This is a genomic window from Salinibacterium xinjiangense, from assembly GCF_014645015.1.
Taxonomy (GTDB): domain Bacteria; phylum Actinomycetota; class Actinomycetes; order Actinomycetales; family Microbacteriaceae; genus Rhodoglobus; species Rhodoglobus xinjiangensis.
Genome location: NZ_BMLC01000004.1, coordinates 133096 through 159615 on the forward strand (window position 1 = coordinate 133096; position 26520 = coordinate 159615).

Consider the following 26520-nt stretch of genomic DNA (forward strand, 5'->3'; position numbering starts at 1 on the left):
AAGCGACGACTGGCCTGCAGCGGCCAGTCGCCTCGATTAGCATGTGCCTTCGAGGTCGTGGAAGATAGTGTCATGACAGCCAAGCCGCTCGGCGGTTGGCGTGTGCTCGTTCCCCGAGGCGGAAAATGGGGCGATGGAGTCGCGGCGACACTACGAACCCTCGGTGCGATCCCGGTCGTTGCCCCCATGATCAATTTCGCGTGCGCCGACGACGGGCCAGCGCTCGCTAACGCCATGCACGAACTGTCTGACGGACAGTTCGACTGGGTCGTCATCACCAGTGCAACGACGGTGGATGTTCTCGTCGGCCAGGGAGCGAAAATCCCGGTCAACACGCGGATTGCCGCAGTGGGGGAGACCACGGCGGCGGCTCTCGCGCTTGCCGGCTACCAGGCAGATTTCGTACCTGCGGTCGACAATTCGGCTCGCGGTCTTGTCAAGGAGTGGCCGAAGGCCGCGGTGAGCGGCCGCGTGCTCGTGCCGCAGTCCGACATCGCCGAGCCCAACCTCGTGAGCGGGCTCGGCGCGCTCGGCCTCGACGTGAAGTTCGTGGCGGCGTACCGCACAGTCGGGGTTCCCGTGTCCGACGCGGTACGTGCCGACGTGGCATCCGGTCGGATCAGGGCACTGCTGGTCAGCTCCGGATCTGTGGCGCGACAGATCGCCAGCCAGCTGACACCGCTGCCCGAAGGTACCGTGGTCGCCTGCATCGGCCCACGCACGGCGTTCGATGCGCGTGCGGCCGGGCTTGTGGTCGATGTGATCGCCGACTACCGGTCTGCGGAATCGCTCATTGCCGCGCTCGCCGAGTACGCGGATCCGGAAAGTGCGGATATCAGCGTGGACATCAGCGTGGATTAGCAGGATCGACGAGCAGCGCCGGCCAGCGGTACCGCTCAGCCGTCGTACCGCTAACCGAAGAGGATCGCGGCCTCGTCGTAGCGTGACTGGGGCACCGTGTTGAGTTTGCCTAGCGCGTCCTCGAAGGCGACGTGCGTGATGGTCGTGCCGCTGAGCGAAACCATGCGACCCCACCGACCGTGGATGACCGAGTCGACAGCGGCCATGCCATAGCGGGTGGCGAGAACCCTGTCATAGGCGGTGGGGGTTCCACCGCGTTGGATGTGTCCGAGCGTGGTCGAGCGGGTCTCGATGTTCAGTCTCGTCTCGATCTCCTGCGCCAGGATGTCCCCGATCCCACCGAGTCGCGGCCGCCCGAACGCATCGAGGCCGCGCTCGGAGTGCGCGTCATCCATCGTGTCCAGTTTGAAGCCCTCCGCGACGACGATGAGCGGAGCGCGCTTGCGATCCATGACGGACTTCACCCACACGCAGATCTGCTCGATGCTGGTCTTCTGCTCCGGAATCAGGATTGCATGGGCGCCCGCGGCCATCCCGGAGTGCAGGGCGATCCAGCCGACGTGACGGCCCATCACCTCGGCGACCATGCAGCGGCCGTGCGAATCGCCGGTGGTGCGAAGGCGATCCATCGCGTCGGTGGCGATCTGGGTGGCTGTGTCGAAACCGAAGGTGTAATCGGTGGCCGAAAGGTCGTTGTCGACGGTCTTGGGGACGCCCACGATCTTGATGCCGGCATCCGTCAGCCGCTTGGCGGCCGCCAGTGTGCCCTCTCCGCCGATGGCGATGAGCGAGTCGATGCCGAGGCGCTCCATGTTCGCGCGCACGACTTCGGCGCCACCGCTGCCTTCAAAGGGATTCGTGCGGGAGGTGCCGAGGATCGTGCCACCCTGCTTGCCGATGCCCTGAATGTCTTTGCGCTCCAACGGGATCACGTCGCCGTCGACGACACCGCGCCATCCGTCGCGGAAACCGACGAACTCACGGCCGTAGATCTGCGTGCCCTTGAGTACGGCACCGCGGATGACAGCATTCAGGCCGGGGCAGTCGCCCCCGCTGGTGAGGATTCCGATCTTCATGGACTCAATCATGGCGTATCGGCAAGGTTACGCCGCGACGGGCAGCGCTACCCATCGAGTTCGGGGCTTTCCCAGCGATAGAGTCGGGCCATTGAATTTTCTGCAGAGGAATTACTTATCACCAGGAGCTAATAGTGACTGATCCCACCATCCCACCGGCGCAGCCGACACCCCCCGCCTACGCAGCGACAGGCACTCCGGCAACCTTCCCCGGCAAGACGCTCGGCATCGTCGCGATCCCGGTCGCGATCTTCTTCTCTGTCGTCGGGATCATTCTCGGGTTCGTTGCCAGGAGCCAGTCGAAAGGTGCTGGCATCAAGAACACCCCGGCCACCATCGCCATCATCGTCGGTTTCATCGTGTTGGTTCTCACGATCATCGGCCTCGTCGTGGGCATCGTGCTGGCCGCTGCGCTGCTGTCGTCGACGTGTGCTGGCCTCGAGCCTGGCGTCTATACGACCGACACCGGCGTGACCGTCGCCTGCCCGTAGTTCTTGCGGACGTATCGCCTTGGGCAGTGCGGGCGATACGTCGTGAGACAGCGACTGTCGTGCTGAAGCACCGGAGGCTGTGCACCTGCCGATGAGGGCGGCATCTGCGCTGGAGTCTGCGGCCATCCGGCTGTGGAACACGCAGGGCGAGCTGTCCTGCAGCTCCCTATCGCCGAACGCCTGCCCGTCTCGCCGAACGCGTGTCCTCTCCCCTGACGCCTGCCCGTCGGGGTTGGCGAGGGCGTGAAAACGGAGAAGAGCAGGATTTTCAGAACGGCCACGTTCGAGGTTGCGCGGCGAGTATCGGTGGGCCGACGTAAAGTCGACCCGTGACTATCGCCTTCGATCGTGCCGCGGATGCCCCGCTCACGACCACGTATGCGCCGATCCAGCCCGTGGACCTGTCACAGACCCTTCGGCCGCTGATTCGCGGGCGGTTCGACCCCACCCTGCGGGTAGAGCCGACCGGCCACTGGCGCACCCTGCGCACACCCCAGGGTGCCGCGACCATGCACCTGCAGCGGCAGCAGCACGGCATCAGGGTCATAGCGTGGGGGCCAGGAGCCGAGTGGGCGATCGACGGTGTGCCGGAGCTTCTCGGCAGTGGTGACGACTGGAGCGAGCTGGATGTCGCGGGCATCCCTCTTCTCGCTGACTCGCTGCGGCGCAATCCGGGGTTGCGCCTGCTGCGCACCCGCCAGGTGTTCGAGATGCTGCTCGCGGCCATCCTCGAGCAGAAGGTTACGGGCAAGGAGGCCAGGCACGCGTGGCGGGTGCTGATCACGAAGTATGGCGAACCCGCTCCCGGCCCCGCGCCGGAGGGGATGATGGTCTTTCCTGCCGCTGAGACGTGGCGACGGGTGCCGTCGTGGGATTGGCATCGCGCGGCTGTCGGCCCGGAGCGCTCGGCCACCATTATGCGGGCGGCGGTAGTCGCGGCATCCCTCGAGCGCACCCTCGATCATGGTCGGGATGGAGCTGCGGTTGCCACGAAGTTGCGGAGCATCCCCGGCATCGGCGTGTGGACGGCGGCCGAGACCACCCAACGGGCGCACGGTGACGCGGATTCGCCGAGTGTCGGCGACTATCACCTTCCTGCGGTTGTCGGCTGGGCGCTCATCGGTAAACCTGTAGACGACGACGGGATGCTCGAGCTGCTGGCCCCCTGGGCCGGTCACCGCCAGCGTGTGATGCGGCTGATCGAAGCCAGCGGATTTGAGAAACCGCGCTTCGGGCCCCGGATGACCGTTCAGGATCATCGCGGGCACTGAGCGGTGAGGTCGGGCGGGGAAAGCGGGGCCAGTCGTCAGTTAGCGTGATGGGGTGCACATGATCTTCAGGACGCTCACCCACATGCTCCGCAGCCGCGGTCGATCCGCGCTCGGGCTGCATGATGTGGGCCGGGTGGCGATGCGGGTGCTTCCGACCGACCTCGACGTGCTCCAGCACATGAACAACGGTGTCTACTTCTCGATCATGGACCTCGGGCGGATGGACCTGATGATCCGGTCCGGCCTGTGGCCGAAGATGCGGGCGAGAGGCTACTACTCCGTCATGGCCAACGAGACCGCAACGTTCCGCAAATCGCTGCACCCCTGGCAGAAGTTCGACCTCGAGACGAAGATCGTCGGTTACGACGCGAAAGCCGCCTACCTCGAGCAGCGTTTCGTGGTCGACGGCGAGATCTTCACGAGTGCCATGACGAGGTTACGGTTCCTGAAGAAGGGCGGAGGCGCCGTCAGCATGCAGGAGCTCGCTGAGCTCGCGGGCGTCGACGTCTCGACGATGTCGCCACCGGAATGGACAGCGCACTGGAACGACAACATCACCCTGCCGCCAACCCGTGGCCCCGCCCCGAGCGACTGGAACTGACGCCGGATCAGGATGCCTCGAGCACGGCCATAGCCGCATTGTGGCCGCCGATCGCGCTCACGCCGCCGCCACGCTGGGCGCCGGCTCCGCACAGCAGGATCCGCGGATGAGCGGTCGCGACACCCCAGCGCTGCGCGGGCGTCTGCAGTTCCGCGTCATCCTCGGCGAATGGCCACGCGAGCGGCCCGTGGAAGATGTTGCCACCGGGCAGGTTCAGCGCATGCTGCAGGTCGAGAGTGGTCTTCGTCTCGATGGTCGGGTTGCCCGCGGCATCCACCAGCAAAAGCTCTTCGATCGGTTCGGCGAGAACCGAGTTCAGAGAATCGATCGCTGCGCGCTGCAACGTCTCCCGCATCGCATCGTTGGTGCGCTCGGTGAGCAGGCGATCCGGGGTGTGCAACCCGAAGATGGTCAGGGTCTGGGCGCCCGAGGCCTGCAGCTCCGGGGACAGGATGCTCGGATCGGTCAGCGAGTGGCAGTAGATCTCGCTCGGCAACGGGCTCGGCACAAAGCCGGCGCTCGCCGCATCGAACGCGGTATCGAGCTGTGACCACGACTCGTTGATGTGGAACGTTCCACCGAAGGCTGCCGCTGGATCCACTCGAGAATCGCGCAGGCGGGGGAGTCGAGACACCAACAGGTTGACCTTCACCTGCGAGCCCTCCGGTCGCGGCTCCGGTGTCTCGCCCAGAAGTTTCTGTAATTCGAACGGCGCAACGTTGGCCAGCACCCACGTCGCGTTGACGGTGCTCTCGACGTCGTGCTGGAGGTAGGTAACCTCCCCGTCCGGGGTGATCGAGGTGACCGTCGCGTCGGTGATGATCTCGGCCCCGGCATTCAGGGCGGCCCGAGCCAGTTCCCCGGTGACGGCGCCCATGCCTCCGACCGGCACATCCCAGTCGCCGGTGCCGCCGCCGATGACGTGGTACGCAAAGCACCGGTTGGCCGCCATCGACTCGTCGACGTTCGGGGCGAACGTGCCGATCAACGCGTCGGTGAGCACAACCCCGCGTACGAGGTCGCCGGTGAAGGCCTCCGCGATCGTGGAGCCGATCGGCTCGTCAACGAAACTCGACCAGAGGGCCGCGTTCCCCACGGCGGCGCGCGCTTCGGTGCGGGTCAGCAGTGGATGGGTGACCGTCGGGAAGAGTGCCCTCGCGAATGTGGACGCTCCCGAGTAGAAGGATTCCCAGGCCGCAGAATCGGCGCCGAGCGCTGCCGCGGTGGCGGCGGCATCCGCGGTGTCGATGAGGAGCCCGTCGGTTCCTCCGGGGGCGGGGGTGTACGACGAGTAGCGGCGGCGTGCGAGGGTGATCGAAAGACCGAGATCCCGGATGACGCGCTCCGGCAGTAGCGAGACGAGGTACGAGTATCGCGACAGGCGGGCATCCACCCCCTCGAAGGCCGACGCCGACACCGCCGCGCCACCGATGTGGGGCAACCGTTCGAGCAGGGTGACCTTCTTGCCGGCGAGGGCGAGGTAGGCCGCCGCGGCGAGACCGTTGTGGCCGCCGCCGACGATGATGACGTCGCAGTGATCAGGCATGCTGCCTCTATTCCTGGCTGGTTGGCGAATTGAGCGCATCGACGATCTCGAAGTCGGCCGACGGGGCACCGGCGGCGTCCGGTCGCCGCTCGAGGGTGAGTTCAGGTTGGCGGCGCATGACGAAGAAGCGTCGCCACAGCTCACGCTCCTGCCCGGAAGTAGTGCGCTGCATGTGACCATCATGCCCGGCTCGCTGCCAGCGGGCACTGGCAGGATGGGTCCAGCCGACATCCGCAGCCAGAAAGAAGCCCATGACCGTCATCAAGATAAACGCCATCACCGTCGCCGCCGACAGTGGGAACGAGCTCGCCAAACGATTCGCAGCCCGCGCCGGAGCTGTCGATGGCCAGGCCGGTTTCGAAGGTTTCGAGCTGCTGCAGCCCACCGATGACCGCACCACCTGGCTCGTCATTACACGCTGGGCCGATGAAGACTCGTTCCAGTCGTGGGTGAATTCGCCGGCGTTCAGCCACGGCCACCGCAGTGAGGCCGAGCGCTCTGATGCCCCTGCCCCTGCACATGTCGGTATGAGCAGCGAGTTGTGGTCGTACGAGATTGCCGGGGGCACAGCCTCCTGACCTGACGTAGCCGGTCGAGGTTGACCGGCAGGTCAGACGAACTCGACGGCACGCGCGAGTACGTCGCGACATGCCTTGACCGCGGGACGGCTGGCGCTGGCTTCCCTCGCCGCTGTGAAGATCGTTCGGCGGGGCGATCCATGAAGATCCAGCAATCGGATGCCCGGCTCGCGTCCAGCCCAGACGAGGTCCGGCAGCACGGCGACCGCGTGGCCGCTCTCAATCAACCTGATCTGGGCCTGCAGGTCAGCGGTCTCGAATCTCACGTCGGGCTCGAATCCGGCCTGGCGACACAGTTGCTCAGCCCAGTGCCGGGACGCCGTGCCCCTCGGTTCCATCACCCAGGCGCTGCTGCGCGCGGCGGCGAGGCTCGACCCATCGAACGTCGCGGGCACGCCGAGCCTCAGCTGGTCCCGGAACAGGCTGACCCTGTCGAGATCGACCTGGCGCGGAGCAGCGTGCCCCGGATACTGCTCGGCGATCACCAGGTCGAACTCTCGGGTCCACGTCTCGAAGAGGGCGCTCTCGGGTTCGCGCTGGGTTACCTCGACGCGCAACTGCGGATACTCCTCGCCGAAGATCGTGAGCGCTTGCGGAATGATGCCGAGTGCGGCGGACTGGAACACCGCGAGTCTGACGGTGCCCGTCACCTCGGTGAGCGACTGGTCGAGTTCGGATTCCATCAGTTCGAGCCGATCGAGCAGCACCGCGGTGTGCCGCACGAGCAACTCGGCCTGGGGCGTGAGCTGCACCCGGCGTCCCGATTTTTCGAGCAGGGATACGCCAGCCTCGGTCTCCAGCAGGGCGAGCTGCTGCGACACGGAGGATGGGGTGTACGACAGTGCCGCTGCGACGGCGGCGATGGTGCCGCGCAGCTTGAGTTCGCGCAGCAGGCGCAATCGTCGCACGTCGAGCACGGGGCATCCATTCATTCGGTTTTGCTAATGGATATTCTGCACTAACCATCGCTTTTGCTATTCATACTCTGAAGAGCACACTGAAGGCTCCAGCTGTACTCATCCGCAAGGAATATCCTCATGAGCATGTCACTCGAGCATTCGAACGCGAGCACCCGCCATACAGACCTCGCGGATGAGACGATCGCCACGGTGCGCCGCTGGCTCGCCGAGAGCGCCGAGGTGAAGCCAGACGCCAGCGCAGAGCGGCTGGCGGGAGTGCTCAAAGACCCAAAGGGCCTCGCGTTCACGATCGGATTCGTCGACAGGGTCGTGCGCCCGCACGACCTCAGGGTCGCCGGCCGCAACCTCGAGAAGCTCAGCCACAGCATCCCCGCTTTCCTGCCCTGGTACCTTCGCGCCGCCATCGTGGCGGGCGGCGGATTCGCACTGCTCGCGCCGTGGCCTATCGTCCCGATCTCGCGCTGGGTGCTTCGGGGGATGGTGTCGCACCTTGTCGTGGATGCCACGCCGCAAAAGCTCACCAAGACTCTCCACTCCCTGCGCGGCAAGGGCACCAGGCTCAACCTGAACCTGCTCGGAGAAGCCGTGCTCGGTGATGACGAGGCGAATCGCCGACTTCAGGGAACCCACGAGTTGCTCGCGCGCGACGACGTGGACTACGTCTCGATCAAGGTCTCGTCCGTGGCGAGCCAGCTCTCGATGTGGGCTTTCGACGAGATGGTGACGGAGATTGTGGAGCGGCTGACTCCGCTGTACGAGCTGGCCGCGGCATCCCCCACCTCGAAATTCATCAACCTCGACATGGAGGAGTTCAAAGACCTCGACCTCACCATCGCCGTCTTCGAGAAGCTGCTCGACCAGCCGAAGCTGCACGGCCTCGACGCCGGCATCGTGCTGCAGGCGTACCTGCCCGATGCGCTCTCGGCGCTGCAGGGACTCACCCGGTGGGCGACAGCGCGGCGGAGCAACGGCGGAGCGGGCATCAAGGTGCGCGTCGTCAAGGGCGCCAACCTCGCGATGGAGCAGGTCGACGCGGCCATGCACGACTGGCCGCTCGCGACCTGGGGGTCGAAACAGCAGAGCGACACGAACTACAAGCGCGTGCTCGACTGGGCATTCACCCCGGAGCGCACGGATGCCGTGCGCATCGGAGTCGCGGGTCACAACCTGTTCGACGTGGCATACGCCTGGTTGCTCGCGAAGCAGCGCCGCGTCACCCACCGGGTCGAATTCGAGATGCTGCTCGGCATGGCAACAGGCCAGGCCGATGCCGTCAGGCGTGACGTCGGCGGGCTGTTGCTCTACACCCCCGTCGTGCATCCCCATGAGTTCGATTCCGCCATCAGCTACCTGATCCGCAGGCTCGAGGAGAACGCGAGCACCGAGAACTTCATGTCGGGTGTGTTCGAGCTCGCCGACAATCCCGACGTCTTTGCTCGCGAGGAGCGGCGCTTTCTCAATTCGCTCGAGGCGCTGGATGACTCGGTGCCATCGTCCCACCGCGTCCAGGATCGCGCACACGGCATCGACGTGCCGACCGGTGCCGGGTTCGCAAACGAGCCCGACACCGATCCCTCCATCGCCGCCAACCGTGAGTGGGCTCGCGGGGTACTGGCCCGGAGCGCGAACTCCATCCTCGGTCTCGCCACCATCGATGCGGCGAGGATCACCGACCTCGACGCTCTCAACAAGTGCATCGCCGACACCGTCAGGGCCGGAGACCGCTGGGGTGCCCTGAGCGCAGCCGAGCGGGCGATCGTGCTCAGGGACGCTGGCGACGTGCTTTCCGCCTACCGCGGCCGACTGGTCGAGGTCATGGCGAGCGAGACGGGCAAGACCATCGCGGAGGGTGATGTCGAGGTCAGCGAGGCAATCGACTTCGCCCGCTATTACGCCGAGCGCGCCCTCGAGCTCGACCAGATCCCGGATGCCACGTACACCCCGCCACGACTGACCGTCGTGACGCCCCCATGGAACTTCCCCGTCGCCATCCCCGCCGGGTCGGTGCTCGCTGCCCTCGCGGCGGGCAGTGGAGTCATTATCAAACCGGCCGGGCTCGCACGCCGCACCGGTGCAGTCATGGTCGAGGCACTGTGGGAGGCCGGCGTGCCGCGCGACGTTCTCTCGCTCGTCGACGTGAGCGAGCATGCGCTCGGCCAGCAGCTCGTGTCGCACCCCGCAGTGGATCGGGTCATCCTCACCGGCGGATATGAGACGGCTGAGCTGTTCCGTTCCTGGCGCGCCGACCTGCCCCTGGTCGCCGAGACCAGCGGCAAGAACGCCATCATCGTGACCCCCAGCGCCGACCTCGATCTCGCTGTGGCTGACGTCGTGCGGAGCGCGTTCGGCCATGCCGGCCAGAAGTGCTCTGCCGCGTCTCTCGTGATCCTGGTCGGTTCCGTCGGGTCGAGCGAGCGGTTCCGCCGCCAGCTCGTCGACGCCGTGACCACCCTGCGGGTCGGGTATCCGCAGGATCCGGCCACCCAGATGGGCCCGATCGTCGAGCCAGCCCACGGCAAGCTGTTGCATGCCCTGACCACACTGTCGGAGGGCGAGCACTGGCTCGTCCAGCCGAAGAAGCTCGACGAGACGGGCGCGCTCTGGTCTCCAGGGGTGCGTGGCGGCGTCGCCGCTGCAAGCGAATTCCACCTGACCGAGTACTTCGGCCCCGTCCTGGGCATCATGACCGCCGCCACCCTCGACGACGCGATCGCTCTGCAGAACGCCGTGGATTACGGGCTGACGGCGGGCATCCACTCCCTGAATCCTGCCGAGGTAGAACTCTGGCTCGCCACGGTCGAGGCCGGCAACCTCTACGTCAACCGCGGCACGACCGGTGCGATCGTGCGTCGGCAGCCTTTCGGTGGCTGGAAGCGCTCCACTGTGGGTGCGTCCGCAAAGGCGGGTGGGCCGAACTACCTGCTCACGCTCGGAACGTGGGGCGCTGTCGAGGCCGAACCACGCAACGACATCCTGCTTCCGGGGATCTCTGAGCGCGTGGCATCCGTCATCAAGAAGGCTCAGCCGGGGCTCGACTTCCCCGAATTCGATCGCGTGCGCCGGGCGGCCCAGAGCGACGAGAGGGCGTGGGCTGCAGAATACGGTGTGGCGCGGGATGTCTCGGCTCTCGGTGTCGAACGCAACATCTTCCGCTACCGCCCGATGCCCGTCACCCTGCGTCTCAGCGAAGGCGAATCGCTCGGCCACCTCGTGCGGCTGCTCGCTGCCGCAAGTCGCGCCGGAGCCACCGTCGACATCAGCTCGGCGGTTCCCCTCCCGACGCCACTCGTGCAGACTTTCGCCGATCCGTCGGCACCCGTGATGGTGCGCGAACTCCTCGTGGAGTCGGATGAGGCGTGGCTGGGCCGGGTGCGCACCCTTGACAGCCCACGCGTGCGGCTCATCGGAGGCGACCCGCTCGCCCTCGCCGAGGCGCTTCGTGGAAGCGTGGATGTGGCGATCTGGAGCGGGCCCGTGACGACGTCGGGTCGCGTCGAGCTGTTGCCGTTCCTGCACGAACAGGCGATCAGCATCACGGCGCACCGGTTCGGCAATCCCGACCCGGAGATGGCCGCACTCAGGGTCGAATAGCCCCGGGTTTCGCTGGGTGCCGCGAAAAGGACGGAAAATGCGCTCTCGATCGCGCCAACAGCCGGTATCGGCTGGCGACGGGGTGTGAGAAATCCCATACCGCGATCCCGATTGTGGTTGTCGGTGCACCGTCCTACCCTGAATTCATGACTACCCTGTATGACCGGTTCGCTACCGCCCTGATCGTCGTCGACGTGCAGGTGGGGGTGGTCGCAGGGGCATTCAATCGCGATGTCGTCATCGGCAATATCTCCACCCTGGTCGCCAAGGCCAGGGAGGCGGGCGTGCCCGTGGTGTGGGTGCAGCATTCCGACGAGGAGATGGTGAAAGACGGCGATGCCTGGCAGCTTGCTCCGGGGCTGGAACGCCGCGAATCCGAACCGCTCGTGCATAAGCAATACGGCGACTCCTTCGAGGGCACGGACCTCGAACAGGTGCTCGCCGGGGCTGGAGTGGGTGCACTGGTCGTCGCCGGAGCTGAGACTGATGCGTGCATCCGGTCGACAATCCATGGCGCATTCACGAGGGGATACGACGTGACCCTCGTGGGCGATGCTCACACCATGAACGACAGGTCGGCCTGGGGCGCCCCCACTGCCGATCTGTCCATCGCGAACGTGAACCTGTACTGGCAGTTCCAGTCGGCCCCGGGCCGCACGGCGGCGGTCTCCACCGTCGAGGATGTCTTCAGCAAGAACAGCTAGCGTGAACAGTGTGACCGATACCCCTGACCTCGTAAAGAACTATGATCTCGTCGTGATCGGGGCCGGCCCTGCTGGTACGTCCGCGGCCCTCAGGGCGGCGGAGCTCGGAGCCCGGGTGGCGGTGGTCGAGGCATCTCGCACCGGGGGAACCTGTGTCAACACCGGCTGCGTTCCGACCCGCGTGCTGGCGAAAGCGGCCAGGCTCGTGCGCGAGGTGCGGGTCGCCCACAAGTACGGCATCGTGATCGGTGCGCCGGAGGTGCAGTGGGGTGCGACGGTCGCGCGCGTGCGTGCCACCGTCGACCAGGTTCGCTCACTCAAAGACGAAGCCGGTCGTTTCGCCGCATCGGGAGTCGAGCTCATCCTCGAAGGCAAAGCCAGGTTCGTGGATGCCACCACCCTCGAGCTCGACAGCGGACGGCGCATCACCGCAGAGTCCGTGATCATCGCCGTGGGCGGCCACTCACGGCGCCTGCCGATCCCCGGTGCCGAGCTCGCGACGGTGCCCGAACACGTGCTCGAACTACCGACACTTCCGCGCAGGGTCGGCATCATCGGGGCGGGAAACACCGGCGCACAGCTCGTGACGGTCTTCAGCGCGTTCGGCTCTGAAGTGACCCTGCTGGATCTCGCCCCGAGAGTGCTGGCGGCATCGGACGCGGATATCTCCGCCGCCGTGTCCACCGCTTTTGTTGCGCAGGGTGTCTCGGTTCATACGGGCCTGGATGGCGTCGAGAGCCTGACCTCGGCCGCCGATGGCTCGATCACCCTCCAGTGGCGTTCGGGCGGGAATCCGGTATCCGGCGATTTCGACGCCGTCATCATGGCCACCGGCTGGCCCGCCGATGTCGACGATCTCGGGCTGGCCAATGCCGGCATCACGACGGAACGGTCTTCCATCCCGGTGGACCAGTACTTCCGCAGCGTCGTGCCGCACATCTACGCGGTGGGGGATGCGAACGGACGGGACATGCTCGTCCAGGCTGCGCATTTCGAAGGCGAGGCGGCGGCAGAGAATGCCGTGCTCGACGCGAACCGCCGCACGCCCCACCACCTCCTTCCCGCGGGCGGGTTCACCGACCCCGACTATGCCGGGGTGGGCCTGACCGAGGAGCAGGCGCGGCAACGAGACCCGCACTGCGTGGTTGCGACCGTGCCGTATACCCAGCTCGACCGGGCGGTGATCGATGATCGCTCGCTCGGTTTCCTGAAACTGATCGCCGATCGCCGTCGCGAGCTGATCCTGGGCGCGCACGCGGTCGGGGAAAACGCGATCGAGGTCGTGCAGTCCGTCACGACAGCGATGGCAGCGGGTGTCGACCTCTCCACCCTCGCGGGAGTGAAGTTTGCGTACCCGACCTACAGCGCGGTCATCGGGCTCGCTGCCCGCGCGCTACTCACAGAGCGAGCAACCCCCGTGGAGGCGGAGCTCCAGGGCTGAGATTCCGGGCCACTTCGCAGTCGGCGCGATCGACACCGAAAAGTGGCGGGTCGGCGCGGTCATCCGAGCGCGCGTTATGACGGATGCGACCTCAGAGCCCCAGGGCCGATCGCGCGAACTGCAGTGCTTCGGCGGGCGGGACGCCGAGTTCCGTCGCTCGTGTCGCGTACGCGCTGGCCATGGCCTGGAGTGATTCGCCGGCCGTGCCCTTCGTGCCGCTAATGACCGTGCCGTTTCGGCCCCGGGTCTCGACAAAGCCGTCGTTCTCGAGGATTCGGTAGACGCGCGCCACGGTGTACGGCGCTACCCCGAGTTCGGTCGCGAGCTGGCGCACCGGGGGGAGTTTGGTACCGACGATCAACTCGCCGTTGTCGATCTGCCCGATGATCTGCGTGCGCAACTGTTCGTAGAGGGTCACGGGGGATTCGGGATCGATCTTCACCGCACCACGCTACCGCGGCGCTGGAACCGCCGTACGATCGAAAGATGGTTGACGTGGATGCGGTGGTCGTCGGGTCGGGACCGAACGGGCTTGCGGCGGCGGTCACTCTCGCGCGCGCCGGGCTTTCGGTGCAGGTGGTCGAGCGTGCAGACACGATCGGCGGCGGGGCGAGGACGGCCGAGCTGACGCTGCCCGGCTTCCACCACGACGTCTGCTCGGCGGTGCATCCGATGGCCCTCGCGAGCGGTTTCTTCCGTCGGTTCGAGCTGGAGCGGCGCGTAGAGCTCGTCGTTCCTGAACTCTCTTACGGACATCCGCTCGACGGGGGGCGCGCCGGACTAGCGTGGCATGACCTCGAGCGCACGGTCGACGGGCTCGGTCGTGACGGCGACGCTTATCGGCGGATCATGGGGCCTCTTGTCGACAGGGCCGACCGGATGGCGCAATTCACCCTTTCTCCCCTGCTGCAGCTTCCGCGGCATCCACTGACTGCCATTCTCTTCGGCCTGGCCGCTCTCGAACAGGGCTCACCGGCGTGGAACGCGCGCTTCTCTGAGGAGGCGGCGCCGGCGATGCTGACCGGTGTCGCGGCACACGCCATCCAGCGCATGCCGAGTCTCGGCACCGCGGCCGTCGCGCTCTCTCTTGGAGCGCATGCCCACGCTCGCGGCTGGCCGGTTCCGATCGGCGGCAGCCAGAGCATCGTGGATGCCATGGTCGACGACCTGCGGGCCCACGGGGCAACCATCACCACCGGGGTCGACGTCGCGTCGCTGAGCGAGCTTCCGCGCTCGACGGCCGTGCTGCTCGATGTGAACGCGCATGCCATGCTCGACATCGCCGGGGATCGTCTTCCCGATGCATACCGCCGGCGGGTGCGGCGGTTCCGGTTCGGCAACGCGGCCGCGAAAGTCGACTTCGCGCTCTCGGGGCCCGTGCCGTGGACCAACACCGCGCTCGCCGGGGCGGGAACCCTTCACGTGGGCGGAACCCGAAGCGAGATCGCCCACACCGAGGCTGAGGTGGCCGCGGGCAGGCACAGCGCGAACCCGTACGTGCTCGTATCGCAGCCGTCAGCCGCCGACCCCGGCCGTGCTCCCGCTGGCCAGCACGTCCTGTGGGCGTACACGCATGTTCCGAGTGGATCGGATGTCGACCAGACCGAAGCCGTCACCGCCCAGATCGAGCGGTTCGCGCCGGGGTTCCGTGACCTCATCCTCGCCACCGCGAGCAGGACCGCTGTGCAGATGCAGCAGGACAACCCGAACTACGTCGGTGGGGATATTGCGGCCGGTGCGGCCACCTTCGCCCAGCTCATCGCCCGACCGGTGCTCTCGACAGATCCGTGGCGGACTCCCGCAGAGGGGCTCTACCTCTGCTCGTCATCCACGCCCCCGGGCCCGGGGGTGCACGGACTTCCCGGCTATTACGCTGCTCGCAGCGCCCTGAGGCACGAATTCGGTATCGACAGCGGGCCATCGCTGGCCCTCGGAAGGTAACCGTCGCATCCAAAATCCGCGCCATGAACCGCTCGGGTGCCAGCCTTGTCGCGATGGTCGCCGGCGGCTGGCTGTTTCCCAACCTGGTGGCCGGCGCGTAACGAATGCGGGGCGTCATGAATGCGGCGCGTCATGACTCCTGGCCAGCAGTCGGTTCGCGGCTCAACCATTCGTTCGAGGTATGGCCAGCGCTGATCAACGACACGGCGCCGGTAGGCTCCACGGCGGATCATACCCACCAGCACGCCACGAACCTTGCCTGCCGCGAACCGTGCCCGCGATGAGGGCAGTTATCTCTCGTCTTCTGCGGCGAGGAGTGCGACCTCAGAGACGAGGATGATGTGATCCCTCATGGCTTTGGCTGCGGCCTCTGCGTTGCCCTGTCGGATGGCGTCGGCGATGGCCCGGTGCGATTTCAGGGACTGCTCTGGTCGGCCGGGCTGCCCCAGCGACTCGATCCGGGTCTCGAGAATCATTTCGTGGATCAGCGCCATCATCCTTGCCAGCACAGACGACTGCGCCGCGGCGGTGACTGCCGCGTGGAACCGTTCATCTCCGGCAACGCCGCGCCCTCCATCGGCGATCTCGGCTGCCATCGCGTCGAGTGCGTCGTCAATGTTCGCCAGGTCCTCCTCGGTGCGCCGGGCGGCTGCGAGTTCAGCGAGTTTCACCTCCAGTGTGCTGCGGGCCTCGATGATGTCGGGCAGTCGACTGCGGTGCTCGCGGAAGCCCTGGATCACCGATGCGAGCGTCGGGCGCGCGATGATGGTCGCGCCGGTACCGTGCTGCACGTCGATGACACCGAGGACCTCGAGCGCGACGAGCGCCTGGGAGAGGGTGGCCCGGGACACCCCGAGCTTCTCAGCCAGCTCCCGTTCCGGTGGAAGCCTGTCTCCCGGAACGAGTTCGTCGGCTTCCATGAACTGCACGAGTTGCTCGACGAGTTGCTCGTAGAGGCGCGGTCGGGCGATGCGTTGGAGTCGGGCAGGTGCAACGGACATCGTGGACTTCCTCACTGGACTTGTCACCATTATGCCGCGTCGAATTGACAGGGTGGCTGATTCTCCCAGATACTAGGCCACTGAACCAATTGCTGATCGTCGCACTTGCGCCTAAATGCGAGTCACAACTCAAAGGAGAGTTGCATGTCACCGGAAGTCATCTCGATCATTGCCTTGGCGGCAATGTTTATTCTTGCCACGATCTTCCCGATCAACATGGGTGCGCTTGCCTTCGTCGGCGCATTTCTCGTCGGGACGCTTGCGGTCGGGATGACGACGACCGAGATTCTCGACGGATTTCCCGGGGACCTGTTCCTCACGATCGTCGGTGTCACCTACCTCTTCGCCATCGCGCAGAACAATGGCACGATCGACGTCCTGGTCAGTGGCGCCGTTCGACTGGTGCGAGGTCATATCGCCCTGATCCCGTGGGTGATGTTCTTTGTCACAGCCGCGATAACCGCCCTGGGTGCGCTTTCGCCCGCTGCGGTCGCAATCATCGCGCCCATCGCTCTGGGCTTCGCCGCTCGCTACAAGATCAACCCCATGATGATGGGGATGATGGTTATCCACGGGGCGCAGGCCGGCGGATTCTCACCGATCGCGGTCTACGGCGTGACAGTCAACAGCATCATGGCGAGCACGCCGCTCGAACAGAGTCCGCTAGCGGTATTCCTGGCGAGCCTGATCTTCAACCTCGGCATCGCCACCGTGCTGTTCGTGGTCTTCGGCGGCCGCAAACTGATCGGGCTCAAGGCTCGCGACTTCGAGTCAGTCGATGGATCACCATCGATGGCTGGCGGTGCCGATGTGGCGTACAAGGGATTCGGTTCCGGCATGTATGGGCCCCGCGACCCTGCAGGGGGCGCGATTGTCGCTACGGAGCTCAAGTCGCTGACCGAGACACGGCGACTCGTCTTGCCCCAACTCCTCACCATCATCGGACTGCTTGTGCTTGCGGTCGTCGCTCTCGGCTTCCAGATCAATGTCGGATTCGTGTCCATCGTCATCGCTGTCCTGCTCGCTATCGCGTCACCGAAGGGCCAGAAGGGTGCGGTCAACCAGATCAGCTGGTCGACGGTTCTCCTTGTCTGCGGCATGCTGACATTCGTCGGAGTGCTGCAGGCGGCAGGTACGATCCAGTTCGTCTCGGAGGCAGTGGCCTCCATCGGCTTCCCCCTTCTCGTCGCCCTGCTGATCTGCTACATCGGCGCCGTAGTCTCTGCATTCGCCTCGTCGACCGCGATTATCGCGGTGCTGATCCCACTGGCAGTGCCGTTCCTCCTCGACGGGAACATCGGTGCGATCGGCGTGATCTGTGCGCTCGCCGTCTCGGCCACCATCGTCGATGTCTCGCCGTTCTCAACCAACGGCGCTCTCGTCCTGGCCAACTCGCCAGAGGTAGGCCGGGACGTGTTCTACAAGAAAATCCTCAGTTACAGCGGAGTGGTGGTGGTCTTCGGGCCGCTCCTCGCCTGGTTGGTCTTCGTCGTACCCGGATGGCTGTGATGCGCGGGCCGCTCGTCGGCGTCGTGGTCGTAGATCTCAGCCGAGCACTTGCGGGGCCGCACGCCGCCATGATGCTCGGGGACCTCGGCGCTCGAGTCGTGAAGGTCGAGAGCCCAGCCGGAGGTGACGACGCTAGGTCATGGGGGCCACCGTTCGTCGGCCCCGAGGACGACGAACAGTCGACCTACTTCCTCTCCTGCAACAGGAACAAGGAGTCGATCGCACTCGACCTTAAGTCGGAAGACGGAAAAGACGTGCTGCGCGCACTGCTCCGGAAAGCGGATGTCGTCATCGAGAACTTCCGCGCCGGCGTGATGACACGCCTGGGGTTCTCGACCTCCGAGCTGCACGAGATTAATCCGGGCCTGGTCATACTGTCGATCACGGGCTTCGGGCACGATGGCCCCGAAGCGCTTCGAGCGGGGTACGACCAGATCGTGCAGGGCGAAGCCGGGTTGATGTCGGTCACCGGGTCCGGCCCCGACGACGTGCAGCGCGTCGGGGTTCCGGTCGCCGATTTGCTGTCGGGAATCTACGGCGCTTTCGGGGTCGTCTCTGCGCTGTTCGAACGGGCCGGCTCGGGCCGCGGGCAGGTTGTCCGCACCTCGCTCCTGTCGTCGATCGTGGGAATCCACGCGTTCCAGGGCACCATGGCGACGGTCGCTCACGCGGTGCCGCTGGCCCAGGGCAATCACCACCCCTCGATAGCTCCCTATGGTCTCTTTCGCTGCCGTGACGGGTCTGTTCAGATCAGTGTCGGCAACAACAGCCTGTGGCAGCGACTCTGCGAGAATTTCGGCATCGATCCTGCCACCCCGGGTCTCGAGACGAACGCGATGCGGGTGACGAACCGGGCTCGCACGATCGCGACCGTCGAAGAGGCGTTCAGCGAGTTCGACGCTGAGGAGCTGCTACTGATGCTCGATGCCGCCGGCATTCCTGCCGGCAAGGTGAGAACGCTCGACGAGGTCTACAAGTGGCCGCAGCTTCTTTCCCAGGGGCTCAAGATCAGCGTCGACCACAGCACTCTCGGCCCCATCGACCTCCCGGGCCCGCCCATCCGCTTCTTCGATGCCGCCGACGGCGCCGAGGTCGAGACAACCCGCACCGAACACACCGCGCCACCCACGCTGGGCGAGCACGCCGCGACGATCAAGGCCTGGCTCGACGAGTCAGCCGAGTGAGCAGGAACAATGCCTGACCGCAGGAAAAGCCCGAGCGCCTCCGAGCTCATATCGCTGCTGACCGATCCAGGCACCTTCGTTTCCTGGGATTCGACGCCGATCGATGTCCACCCGACACCCGCCTATGCCATCGCGCTCGCCGCTGCGCGGGAGAAGGCCGGCACCGATGAGGCCGTGATAACCGGCGAGGGCCGCATCCGGGGCCGCCGAGTGGCGATCATCGCCTGCGAGTTCAGGTTCCTTGCCGGATCCATCGGTGTCGCGTCAGCGCAGCGACTCGTCGAAGCGATCGAACGCGCGACCCTAGAGGGCCTGCCCCTCCTCGCGGGACCGGCCTCCGGGGGAACCCGCATGCAGGAGGGGACCCTTGCGTTCCTGTCGATGGTCAAGATCTCCGCGGCGATCTCGAAGCACAAGGCTGCGCGACTCCCGTACCTTGTCTACCTGCGGCATCCGACGACGGGCGGCGTGATGGCATCCTGGGCCTCTCTCGGACACGTGACCGTCGCCGAGCCCGGAGCGCTCGTCGGATTCCTCGGCCCGCGCGTGTACGAGGCCATCTATGGCGAGAAGTTTCCGGACGGAGTCCAGACATCCGAGAATCTCTTCCGGATGGGAATCATCGACGGCATCGTCAGCGCTGAGAATCTCCCCGATGTCGTCGAGCGCGTCCTTTCCGTGCTGGAACCTCCTCGGTCCAGGCCCGCTGTGCCACGCCCCGATGTCTGGGCCGGCAAGCGAAGCACGACCTGGGAGTCCATCGAGTTGTCCCGTCGCCCCGACAGGCCGGGCATCCGTGCACTGCTGCACCATGGCGCGCGATCTGTGCTGCCCCTCAACGGCACGGGTCAGGGTGAAAAGGAGCCGGGTCTCGTGCTCGCCCTGGCGCAATTCGGTAACACCTCCTGCGTCGTCATGGGACAGGATCGCAACTCGCAGCGAAACAGGGCCCCTTTGGGCCCTGCGGCACTGCGCGAGGCTCGACGTGGGATGCGACTCTCGCACGAACTCGGACTTCCGCTCGTCACCATCATCGACACTCCGGGCGTCGCGATGTCGCGAGAGGCCGAAGAGGGTGGCCTGTCCGGCGAGATCGCCCGCTGCCTCGCCGAGCTGGTGATGCTACCGAGTCTCACCGTCTCGCTCATCCTCGGGGAAGGCACCGGGGGAGGGGCGCTCGCGCTTCTGCCAGCGGACCGGACGCTTGCCTCCGAACACGCCTGGCTTTCCCCACTCCCACCGGAAGGCGCGAGCGCGATCATGCATCGCGACACGCTCCACGCCTCCGAAATGGCCGAGGAGCAGGGCGTCGGGGCCGCCGCCCTGCTTGCCAACAAGATCATCGACTGGGTCATCCCCGAGGAGACGGACGCCTCACAGGAGGTCTCGGCGTTCTGCGCCCGCGTAAGCCAATCGCTCGAATACTTCCTCTCCGAACTCGCAGGCCAGAACCCCCGGGCGCGCCTCGATGCGCGGCTCGAACGCTACCGTTCGCTCGGCCTCCGCTGACCGTCCGCCTACTGTGAAGTGAGCCGGATCAACCGCTCAAGGCTGGGATGCAGGGTGCCTGGGCCTTCGACCGGCCGAGGAAGCGCGAACACGGTCCAGCACCGCGGCGACGGCGGTAATCGGTTCAGTTGGCTGGGGAGAATTTACGCTCCAGCCAATTGGCGAGCGGCACCACATCGCTTATCAGGATCCCGAAGTGATCGCCAAGACTGGCCGACGCCGCTGGCGCGACCTTGCGGTATTCGATCCATTCGACGGTGACGGCGGGGTTTCTGCGCTTGAGCTGCTTCCACAGTCTTCTGGTCGCAGCCGCTGACACTCGACGGTCGTTGAGAGCCTGGGATATCCGGATGGGCACCTGGATGTCCAAATCTGGGTGCATCCGGGTCAGTGCGGCTCTCAGCCTCGGTTTGCGGGAGAGAACGCGGAAGTATTTGCGCCCAGGTAATGCACCCCAGGAATCGGGCCCACTCAATTCGACTCTGGTTTGCACGTCGATCGTGTCTCTGAAGAGCTGGAGCCCGAGCGGTGTGAAGACCTTTTGTTCCAGCTCAGGGGCCAGGCCAGGGTCGCTGGCGAGGGCACCGGCGATGGCCAGCGGTAAGAACGCCAGGTCGGGCGCGGCCGGCAACAGGGACAGCATGAGAAGGCGCTCCTGCGCAGACGCTGGCGCGATCGCGGCGACAGCGAGAAGTGTGAGCTCAGCGGTCCAGGTTGGGGCGAGGTGCGCGGCGAATAACGCAGCCTGCCCGCCTTGCGAGTGACCGACGATCACGAAACGTCGAGAGATTGTTTCCTGTCCGGTCGCAGTGTCGCGATTATGAAGGGCACGAGCTGCTCGGACGATGTCCAGCACTCCACGCGCTTCCGACGTCCCGAAGAGGTAAGGATGCTGGCCGCGAGTGCCGAGCCCCTCGTAATCGGTCATAACGACGGCCCAGCCGCGGTTGAGGAATTCGTTCAACAGCCCATGAGGGGCCGCGTTGATCTTGCGGTGAACGGTCATGGGCGGGTCGGTCGGGTCACCGATGTCAGCCAGCTCTTCCGAGTCCAGCGAGGGAGCACCGCGATCTGCGACACCGACGGTTCCGTGCGACCAACTCACGACTGGCCAGCCACCCGTCGGCGGGTTTCCCTGGGGGATTGCAACGATTCCCGAGACAGCTATCGGCGCTCCATCAGACACGCGCATGGACTGATAGATCACGAGTTCGCACGCTGCGGCGGATTCCAACGCGGCAGGTCCCGACATCGTGCGCACACGGATCACGTCACCATGTGCGCCCATCAGGTCGGTGGCGACGACGCGATAGAACGGGTCCACAGGCTCCGTGTCTGGCAGGAGACTCATCGGGGTCGAGAGCAGGCGTCGATAGCAAGACGGCTGCGTGAAGGCGAACAAGAACTCATCTGGCAACTATGGTGGGCGACCACCACGAGCGTCAATACGGCCGATAGCGGACTTAGCGGGTCCTTGCACGCGGCCAAGACCGGGTGCTAAACGAGTTTGTTCAGCTGGGACCGACGCCAACGAGTCAGTGCGTGAGGAAGATCTTCGCGCCGACAATGATCGAGCTCAATCCGGCGAGCGCAACACCAGACCAGAGTATGCCGAACGTTGATTTGCGAGCTGTCAATTTCTCAACCAGGATCCCTAGAAACGCCAGCCGCCCCACGATGATCAAGGCCGCGATCAGTTGAGCCCAGAGCGGCGGGACGATCGCCATTGCGCCAAGCGACATCATCAGCGCCGGAATGCTTCCTGAGCTTGCAATCGGCAATGAGTCACGAATCTCATCCCTGATATGCAGCTGCGCCTCCTTGCCGGTACGACCGAGATGTTGACCGATTGAGTTGGCGAGAATATGGGCCAGAAAGGTTGTGATCGTTGTTCCGCCGACCACGAAGAACGCGGTCCAATCCAGGATGTCTGCCGCATTCACCCCCGCAACGGCGGTAAGTACGAGAATGTTGCCGTAAACGTAAGCGGATATGCGGCTCCGGGCACGGTCGAGGGTCACATCAGGGCCGACACGGCGTCGGATTCGGTCACGGAGGTGGTCCAGTCGGGATTGAGACTCGGAAGACATGGCCCGAGCGTAGCGACAGACACGGCGGAGCACCGGATCGAATGACCCCAAACCAGCTTTCACCCTCCGTGTGTGTCGATGGCGGTTCCCTTTCGAGCCGCGTATGTATTCCGCGATTTGTGGCTGGCAGCGAGCTGTGGTGGCTATTGGGCGGCATCGCTTGCCAAAGCACCATCGGCAGAATGACCTGGCAGTAATCCGAGGGCCCGCGCCCGGCGGTAGAAGGTCGCTCTGGGCATTCCGAGATCGAGCACGACCTGCGTGACCGTCTCTCCATCCGCGAGGACCTGACGATGGTGTTGCTGTCGACACATCGAACGGCGACCAGAATATTTTTTCAAGGTCACGGGCCAGACAACATTTTCGACACGACCATCACCTGCCTGTCGTCACTCCCTGTGAGGACGTCGAGCAGGCGGGACAGGTTTGCTCCCGTTCGCCGTGCAGATCCATCACGCTTCCGCGGACAAGTGTCATACCGACCGCCTCATCAACGAGCTTCACGAGTTCTCCGACGCCTCCGCACGCTGGCTCGCATAGGTCCAGACACCATTTCTTGCATGGCATCCTCGTGCGGGTGGGACCGCATCGGGATGTCTCGGTTTTCGCCGGACCGCTCTGCTCCAGAGAAGTATGGTGAAGCGCATGCTCCCTGCACTGCCGGTCCGTATCTCGGCCCATCGCCCACCTCCATCGAAGCCAGGAACGTGTCGAATCGGTATTACGAAGACATTGTGGCTCGGTATCATCGGCGTCCCGCCACTCGTGAGGAAGTTCTGGATGCTGAAGCCGGATACCCCTACAGTGACCTCATCGCCCCCACGGGCCTCCTCTTGCTCGCCCGCAAGGGGCTCGCGGTGCTCGGCTGCGCAGGGATGCGGGTACGTCCGGACGCCATCGGAGAGGTGACCCGGGTCTTCGTGGAATCGGCGGCACGAGGTAAGGGTTTGGGGCGTCTGCTGATGGAAGAACTGGAACGCACATCCCGCGAAATGGGAATTCGTACCCTGCGGCTGGACACCCGCACCGACCTCATCGAGGCGCGCGGCCTCTACGCGTCCCTCGGCTTCGTCGAGGGAGACGCGCACAACTCGGACCCATACGCGAATCACTGGTTCCGAAAGGATCTGGCGTAAATCATGCCAGGCAGGAATGGCCTGCAGCGGCCGGACCTGATGCAGTAGCCGCGGTGTCGACGGCAGTTGAGCATCTACCCAAGATGCTGCTACTGGCCCGTAAGAGGAACCCTCGACGGGACGCCGCACTAGTCACGTTGGACGACCAACAGCTGGCCACGGCATTGGTGATCGCATCCGCAATAGCGGCAGGAACGGTTCAGCACGCAATGGTCTCCGCGATCGAGGACGTGACCGTGAAGTCGGCGGCGGCGCCCGCGTTTCGCCGAGAGGTTCACCAGGCCACCGAAATAATTCTGGTGTAGTCGAAGACGACCGCAACTATCGCATATGCGCGATTGCAGGCCTACGCTTTCGCCAACGGAATAACCGTTCACACCGTCGCCGCGATGTGCGGTCCAGCTCGCTGACCTTCGAAATCTCGCCCCCGTGACAATAAACCAGGAAAGGAAGGCGATCATGACGACCGGGACACGGGAGAGCAGGCTTAGTTCGGCGTTCGTCAAACTCGCCGACACCCTCGTCACTGAATTCGATGTCGTTGACCTGCTGCACTGGCTTGTCGAGCGATGCACCGAGATTCTCGATACCCAAGCGGGTGGGCTGATGCTGACCGACCTTACGGGTCAGCTCCGGGTGGTGGCCTCCACGAGCGAAGAGGCTGAGCTGCTGGAAATCTTTCAACTCGCCGTAGGGGAGGGACCATGCCTTGACTGTTTCCGCACCGGCATCCCGGTGACCGTGGGTAATATCGAGATCGACGGGGGGTCCTGGCCGACGTTCTCAAGAGAGGCGTTGAAACAAGGCTTCAAATCCGTTCATGCGACCCCGTTGCGACTTCGCGGGCAAGTCATAGGCACGATGAACCTGTTCAGCCATCATGTCGGGGCGCTCGTTCCGGAGGACATTGCCGTTGCGCAGGCGTTGGCCGATGTTGCGACGATCGGCATCCTGCAGGAACGCCACATTCGCAGCGCCAACCTTGTGACTGTGCAGCTGCAACGCGCGCTCGGTTCCAGGGTTCTGATCGAGCAGGCCAAGGGCGTCCTTGCCGCCACGTTGAACACCACCATGAACGACGCCTTCGCCATCATGCGCACCTACGCCCGCGACCGGAACCTCCGCTTGCGCGAGGTGGCCGGTGATGTCGTTTCCGGCCGGATCGACGTACAAAACCCGCCTAGATTGATGGGTCAAAGTCCCCCAGCGCAGGGCCGCAGCGCAGGATTCCCTGCGCAGATTCCCTGAACACGTCCGAGACTGCCCCGGTCTGACTGACGTGATGCAGCGCCCCTGTCGGCGCGCACACAGCATGGCCCGGGGCAAACGCTGACGATTCGCTGGGCGCCCTCAGGCAAGGTCGTGATGACGAGAGAGTCGCTGGCCTCGGGCGGCCAGAGCGCGATCGAAGTGTTTGCCGGACGAATTCGATCATCGAGCCCCCTGAGAGGGATGGGGGCATGGTTTCCCCAAGGGCATCGCGGCCCCAAACCTGTTCAGGGCGACATCAACGCGTTCTTGGCGGAGGGCTGGATGGCGTGACCACCGATACGGGAGTTCGGCCATGGTGTAAGTGCGTCCCGTCGTGCGGGATAGTGACGCGGCGAGCGTGGTCAGCTCGTTGAACGCCGCCTGGCGGCGGAGGTCCCATCGTCGAACGATGGTCGCGTCGGTCGTGAATCCCATTCGCGGCCACGGAAGCGCGATAACAACGTGACCGTCTCCGCGCGAGATATCGGCGGAGTGTAGGTTCATCGTTCTCTTCGCGTCAGCAATGTCGTCGACAAGGAGCAAATTCAACTGGGGAAGACCGTTCCTACTTTCGTCGGTCATGATCAACATCGTTTTCGGTGCCGGTGCCGGTGCCGGTGCTGGTGCTGGTGCGCGGTTTGCGCCAAACGGACTCGACGCGGGCCAGTTCGTCGTCGGTGGCCATTCGGAACGGTCCGGCGCTTGTTGTCTCGACCGATCGACGGGTTTGACCGCGGGTAGCCATGAGGCTGGCGACGATCGACACGGTCAGGATGGTCGCGATGACGAGCAGCGACATCGTGGTCGGGATGTAGAACACCTCGAGAAGCAGCATCTTCACGCCAACCCAGACCAGGAGTACGGCGAGACCGATCTTCAGGTAAATGAATCGGTGCATCAGGTCAGCGAGCAAAAAGTACATCGCGCGAAGCCCGAGGATCGCGAACGCGTTGGCGGTGAAGACGAGGAACGGTTCGGAGGTGACGGCGAATATCGCGGGAATGGAGTCGACGGCGAAGACGATGTCGGTAACCTCGACGAGCACCAATACCGCGAGCAACGGCGTTGCCAGCAGCAGCCCACCCTTCCTGATGAGCAGGCGCTGCCCGTAGAAGGCGTCCGTCATAGGCACGTGCCCGCGGAACCAGGTGTAGGTACGGGACTTCTCAGGGTCGAACTGCTGGTTCCGGTGGCGGAGCATCTGGATGCCGGTGAGCACGAGGAATGCACCGAAAATGTAGAGCACCCAGCTGAAGTTCTCGATCAGGGCAGCGCCTGCTGCAATGAAGATGCCGCGGAACACCAATGCTCCGAGCACGCCGAGAAACAAGACGCGGTGCTGAAACTGTGGTGGTACGGCGAACGCGGTGAAGATGATCGCCCAGACGAACACGTTGTCGACGGCGAGCGATTTTTCGATGACGAAGCCGGCGAAGTACTGCTGGCCGAACTCCGCTCCGAACAGCCGCCAGATGATTATGCCGAAGGTGATGCCGGATGCGACCCAGAAAATCGACCATCCCGCGGCCTCCTTCACACCGATGACGTGCGCCGTTCGGTGGGCGATGAGGTCGATGGCGAGCATGAGGATGATGACACCGAGTACGGTCAGCCAGGCCCAGAGAGGAACGTTCATGGTGGATACTGCCTTCCGAGGTAGATTCACTCGGAGGTCTGGTCCAGCCTGGTGGGGCCAACTTCGCCGGATACCGATGGCGGGATCGAATTGACGACGAAGTTTTTGGGGATTACTCCCCTCCTTTCATCAGTAAACCAGACTTCATCAGGGAAGTCGATATGTTCACCAGGGCCTCACTGA

Annotated in this window: 24 protein-coding genes; 15 read left to right on the forward strand and 9 right to left on the reverse strand. The window is 65.0% G+C overall.

Going from position 1 to position 26520, the window contains the following annotated elements; genetic code table 11:
• Nucleotides 1–72 precede the first annotated feature (72 nt).
• On the forward strand, nucleotides 73–861 hold the full coding sequence (locus IEW81_RS12510) for a uroporphyrinogen-III synthase (RefSeq protein ID WP_097061626.1): 789 nt from the start codon (nucleotides 73–75) through the stop codon (nucleotides 859–861).
• A gap of 50 nt (nucleotides 862–911) precedes the next feature.
• On the opposite strand, the gene IEW81_RS12515 is transcribed toward IEW81_RS12510, so the two are convergent.
• On the reverse strand, nucleotides 912–1937 hold the full coding sequence (locus tag IEW81_RS12515; RefSeq protein ID WP_097061776.1) for a 6-phosphofructokinase: 1026 nt from the start codon (nucleotides 1935–1937) through the stop codon (nucleotides 912–914).
• Nucleotides 1938–2071: 134 nt separating this feature from the next.
• Here IEW81_RS12515 and IEW81_RS12520 point away from each other — a divergent pair, with 134 nt between their 5' ends.
• The 3 genes from IEW81_RS12520 (at nucleotide 2072) to IEW81_RS12530 (ending at nucleotide 4300) form a co-directional block, all read left to right on the forward strand.
• Complete coding sequence (locus IEW81_RS12520; RefSeq protein ID WP_097061627.1) at nucleotides 2072–2428, forward strand: DUF4190 domain-containing protein; 357 nt, start codon at nucleotides 2072–2074, stop codon at nucleotides 2426–2428.
• Between the two features lie 335 nt (nucleotides 2429–2763).
• Nucleotides 2764–3699, forward strand: a complete 936-nt coding sequence (locus IEW81_RS12525) for a DNA-3-methyladenine glycosylase family protein (protein WP_097061777.1) — start codon at nucleotides 2764–2766, stop codon at nucleotides 3697–3699.
• A 58-nt stretch (nucleotides 3700–3757) separates the two neighbouring features.
• Entirely contained in the window at nucleotides 3758–4300 is a 543-nt protein-coding gene (locus IEW81_RS12530) for an acyl-CoA thioesterase (RefSeq protein WP_229671397.1), read from the forward strand.
• Between the two features lie 7 nt (nucleotides 4301–4307).
• On the opposite strand, the gene IEW81_RS12535 is transcribed toward IEW81_RS12530, so the two are convergent.
• A complete protein-coding gene (locus IEW81_RS12535; RefSeq protein ID WP_097061629.1) occupies nucleotides 4308–5846 on the reverse strand; it encodes a phytoene desaturase family protein in 1539 nt (512 codons plus the stop codon).
• A 7-nt stretch (nucleotides 5847–5853) separates the two neighbouring features.
• Nucleotides 5854–6018, reverse strand: a complete 165-nt coding sequence (locus tag IEW81_RS12540; protein ID WP_179691904.1) for a hypothetical protein — start codon at nucleotides 6016–6018, stop codon at nucleotides 5854–5856.
• 79 nt (nucleotides 6019–6097) lie between these two features.
• On the opposite strand from IEW81_RS12540, the gene IEW81_RS12545 reads away from it, so the two are divergent.
• Nucleotides 6098–6424 (forward strand): antibiotic biosynthesis monooxygenase family protein, encoded by a 327-nt coding sequence (locus tag IEW81_RS12545; protein WP_097061631.1) that lies wholly within the window; start codon nucleotides 6098–6100, stop codon nucleotides 6422–6424.
• Nucleotides 6425–6456: 32 nt separating this feature from the next.
• Here the strand turns inward: IEW81_RS12545 and IEW81_RS12550 are convergent, their stop codons facing one another.
• Nucleotides 6457–7341: a LysR substrate-binding domain-containing protein gene (locus tag IEW81_RS12550; RefSeq protein WP_097061632.1), complete on the reverse strand. Its 885-nt coding sequence runs from the start codon at nucleotides 7339–7341 to the stop codon at nucleotides 6457–6459.
• A 120-nt stretch (nucleotides 7342–7461) separates the two neighbouring features.
• On the opposite strand from IEW81_RS12550, the gene IEW81_RS12555 reads away from it, so the two are divergent.
• The 3 genes from IEW81_RS12555 to IEW81_RS12565 all read left to right on the forward strand — a co-directional run bounded on the left by IEW81_RS12555 (nucleotide 7462) and on the right by IEW81_RS12565 (nucleotide 13080).
• Nucleotides 7462–10935: a proline dehydrogenase family protein gene (locus IEW81_RS12555; protein ID WP_097061633.1), complete on the forward strand. Its 3474-nt coding sequence runs from the start codon at nucleotides 7462–7464 to the stop codon at nucleotides 10933–10935.
• 146 nt (nucleotides 10936–11081) lie between these two features.
• Entirely contained in the window at nucleotides 11082–11639 is a 558-nt protein-coding gene (locus IEW81_RS12560; RefSeq protein ID WP_097061778.1) for an isochorismatase family protein, read from the forward strand.
• Between the two features lie 10 nt (nucleotides 11640–11649).
• Entirely contained in the window at nucleotides 11650–13080 is a 1431-nt protein-coding gene (locus tag IEW81_RS12565) for a dihydrolipoyl dehydrogenase family protein (RefSeq protein WP_229671398.1), read from the forward strand.
• Between the two features lie 91 nt (nucleotides 13081–13171).
• Here IEW81_RS12565 and IEW81_RS12570 read toward each other — a convergent pair whose 3' ends face one another.
• Nucleotides 13172–13522, reverse strand: coding sequence for a GntR family transcriptional regulator (locus tag IEW81_RS12570; protein WP_179691905.1), 351 nt, complete (start codon nucleotides 13520–13522; stop codon nucleotides 13172–13174).
• 44 nt (nucleotides 13523–13566) lie between these two features.
• On the opposite strand from IEW81_RS12570, the gene IEW81_RS12575 reads away from it, so the two are divergent.
• The gene (locus IEW81_RS12575) at nucleotides 13567–15021 is read left to right on the forward strand and encodes a phytoene desaturase family protein (protein ID WP_097061635.1); all 1455 of its coding nucleotides are present in this window, start codon (nucleotides 13567–13569) and stop codon (nucleotides 15019–15021) included.
• A 290-nt stretch (nucleotides 15022–15311) separates the two neighbouring features.
• On the opposite strand, the gene IEW81_RS12580 is transcribed toward IEW81_RS12575, so the two are convergent.
• Nucleotides 15312–16022 carry a FadR/GntR family transcriptional regulator gene (locus IEW81_RS12580; protein WP_097061636.1) on the reverse strand — a complete coding sequence of 237 codons (711 nt, stop codon included), beginning with the start codon at nucleotides 16020–16022 and terminating at the stop codon, nucleotides 15312–15314.
• Between the two features lie 144 nt (nucleotides 16023–16166).
• On the opposite strand from IEW81_RS12580, the gene IEW81_RS12585 reads away from it, so the two are divergent.
• Genes IEW81_RS12585 through IEW81_RS12595 form a run of 3 tightly spaced genes read left to right on the forward strand, consistent with a single transcriptional unit; the run spans nucleotide 16167 to nucleotide 20224 of the window.
• On the forward strand, nucleotides 16167–17531 hold the full coding sequence (locus tag IEW81_RS12585) for an SLC13 family permease (RefSeq protein WP_097061637.1): 1365 nt from the start codon (nucleotides 16167–16169) through the stop codon (nucleotides 17529–17531).
• On the forward strand, nucleotides 17522–18715 hold the full coding sequence (locus IEW81_RS12590) for a CaiB/BaiF CoA transferase family protein (RefSeq protein ID WP_373285399.1): 1194 nt from the start codon (nucleotides 17522–17524) through the stop codon (nucleotides 18713–18715). The genes IEW81_RS12585 and IEW81_RS12590 overlap by 10 nt, the downstream gene beginning before the upstream one ends.
• Before the next feature lie 9 nt (nucleotides 18716–18724).
• Nucleotides 18725–20224: a carboxyl transferase domain-containing protein gene (locus IEW81_RS12595; protein WP_097061639.1), complete on the forward strand. Its 1500-nt coding sequence runs from the start codon at nucleotides 18725–18727 to the stop codon at nucleotides 20222–20224.
• A gap of 124 nt (nucleotides 20225–20348) precedes the next feature.
• Here IEW81_RS12595 and IEW81_RS12600 read toward each other — a convergent pair whose 3' ends face one another.
• Together IEW81_RS12600 and IEW81_RS12605 are read right to left on the reverse strand one after the other, a co-directional pair.
• Nucleotides 20349–21575: an alpha/beta fold hydrolase gene (locus IEW81_RS12600; protein ID WP_097061640.1), complete on the reverse strand. Its 1227-nt coding sequence runs from the start codon at nucleotides 21573–21575 to the stop codon at nucleotides 20349–20351.
• A gap of 184 nt (nucleotides 21576–21759) precedes the next feature.
• Nucleotides 21760–22314 (reverse strand): hypothetical protein, encoded by a 555-nt coding sequence (locus IEW81_RS12605; protein ID WP_143544726.1) that lies wholly within the window; start codon nucleotides 22312–22314, stop codon nucleotides 21760–21762.
• Nucleotides 22315–22740: 426 nt separating this feature from the next.
• Between IEW81_RS12605 and IEW81_RS14790 the strand changes: the two genes are divergently transcribed.
• The 3 genes from IEW81_RS14790 to IEW81_RS12620 all read left to right on the forward strand — a co-directional run bounded on the left by IEW81_RS14790 (nucleotide 22741) and on the right by IEW81_RS12620 (nucleotide 24698).
• Complete coding sequence (locus IEW81_RS14790) at nucleotides 22741–22854, forward strand: CatA-like O-acetyltransferase (protein ID WP_143544727.1); 114 nt, start codon at nucleotides 22741–22743, stop codon at nucleotides 22852–22854.
• Nucleotides 22855–23048: 194 nt separating this feature from the next.
• Nucleotides 23049–23450, forward strand: a complete 402-nt coding sequence (locus IEW81_RS12615) for a GNAT family N-acetyltransferase (protein WP_179691906.1) — start codon at nucleotides 23049–23051, stop codon at nucleotides 23448–23450.
• Nucleotides 23451–23909: 459 nt separating this feature from the next.
• Nucleotides 23910–24698 (forward strand): GAF and ANTAR domain-containing protein, encoded by a 789-nt coding sequence (locus IEW81_RS12620; protein WP_097061780.1) that lies wholly within the window; start codon nucleotides 23910–23912, stop codon nucleotides 24696–24698.
• A 568-nt stretch (nucleotides 24699–25266) separates the two neighbouring features.
• Here the strand turns inward: IEW81_RS12620 and IEW81_RS12625 are convergent.
• On the reverse strand, nucleotides 25267–26337 hold the full coding sequence (locus tag IEW81_RS12625; RefSeq protein ID WP_097061645.1) for a TerC family protein: 1071 nt from the start codon (nucleotides 26335–26337) through the stop codon (nucleotides 25267–25269).
• Nucleotides 26338–26520: the final 183 nt, after the last annotated feature.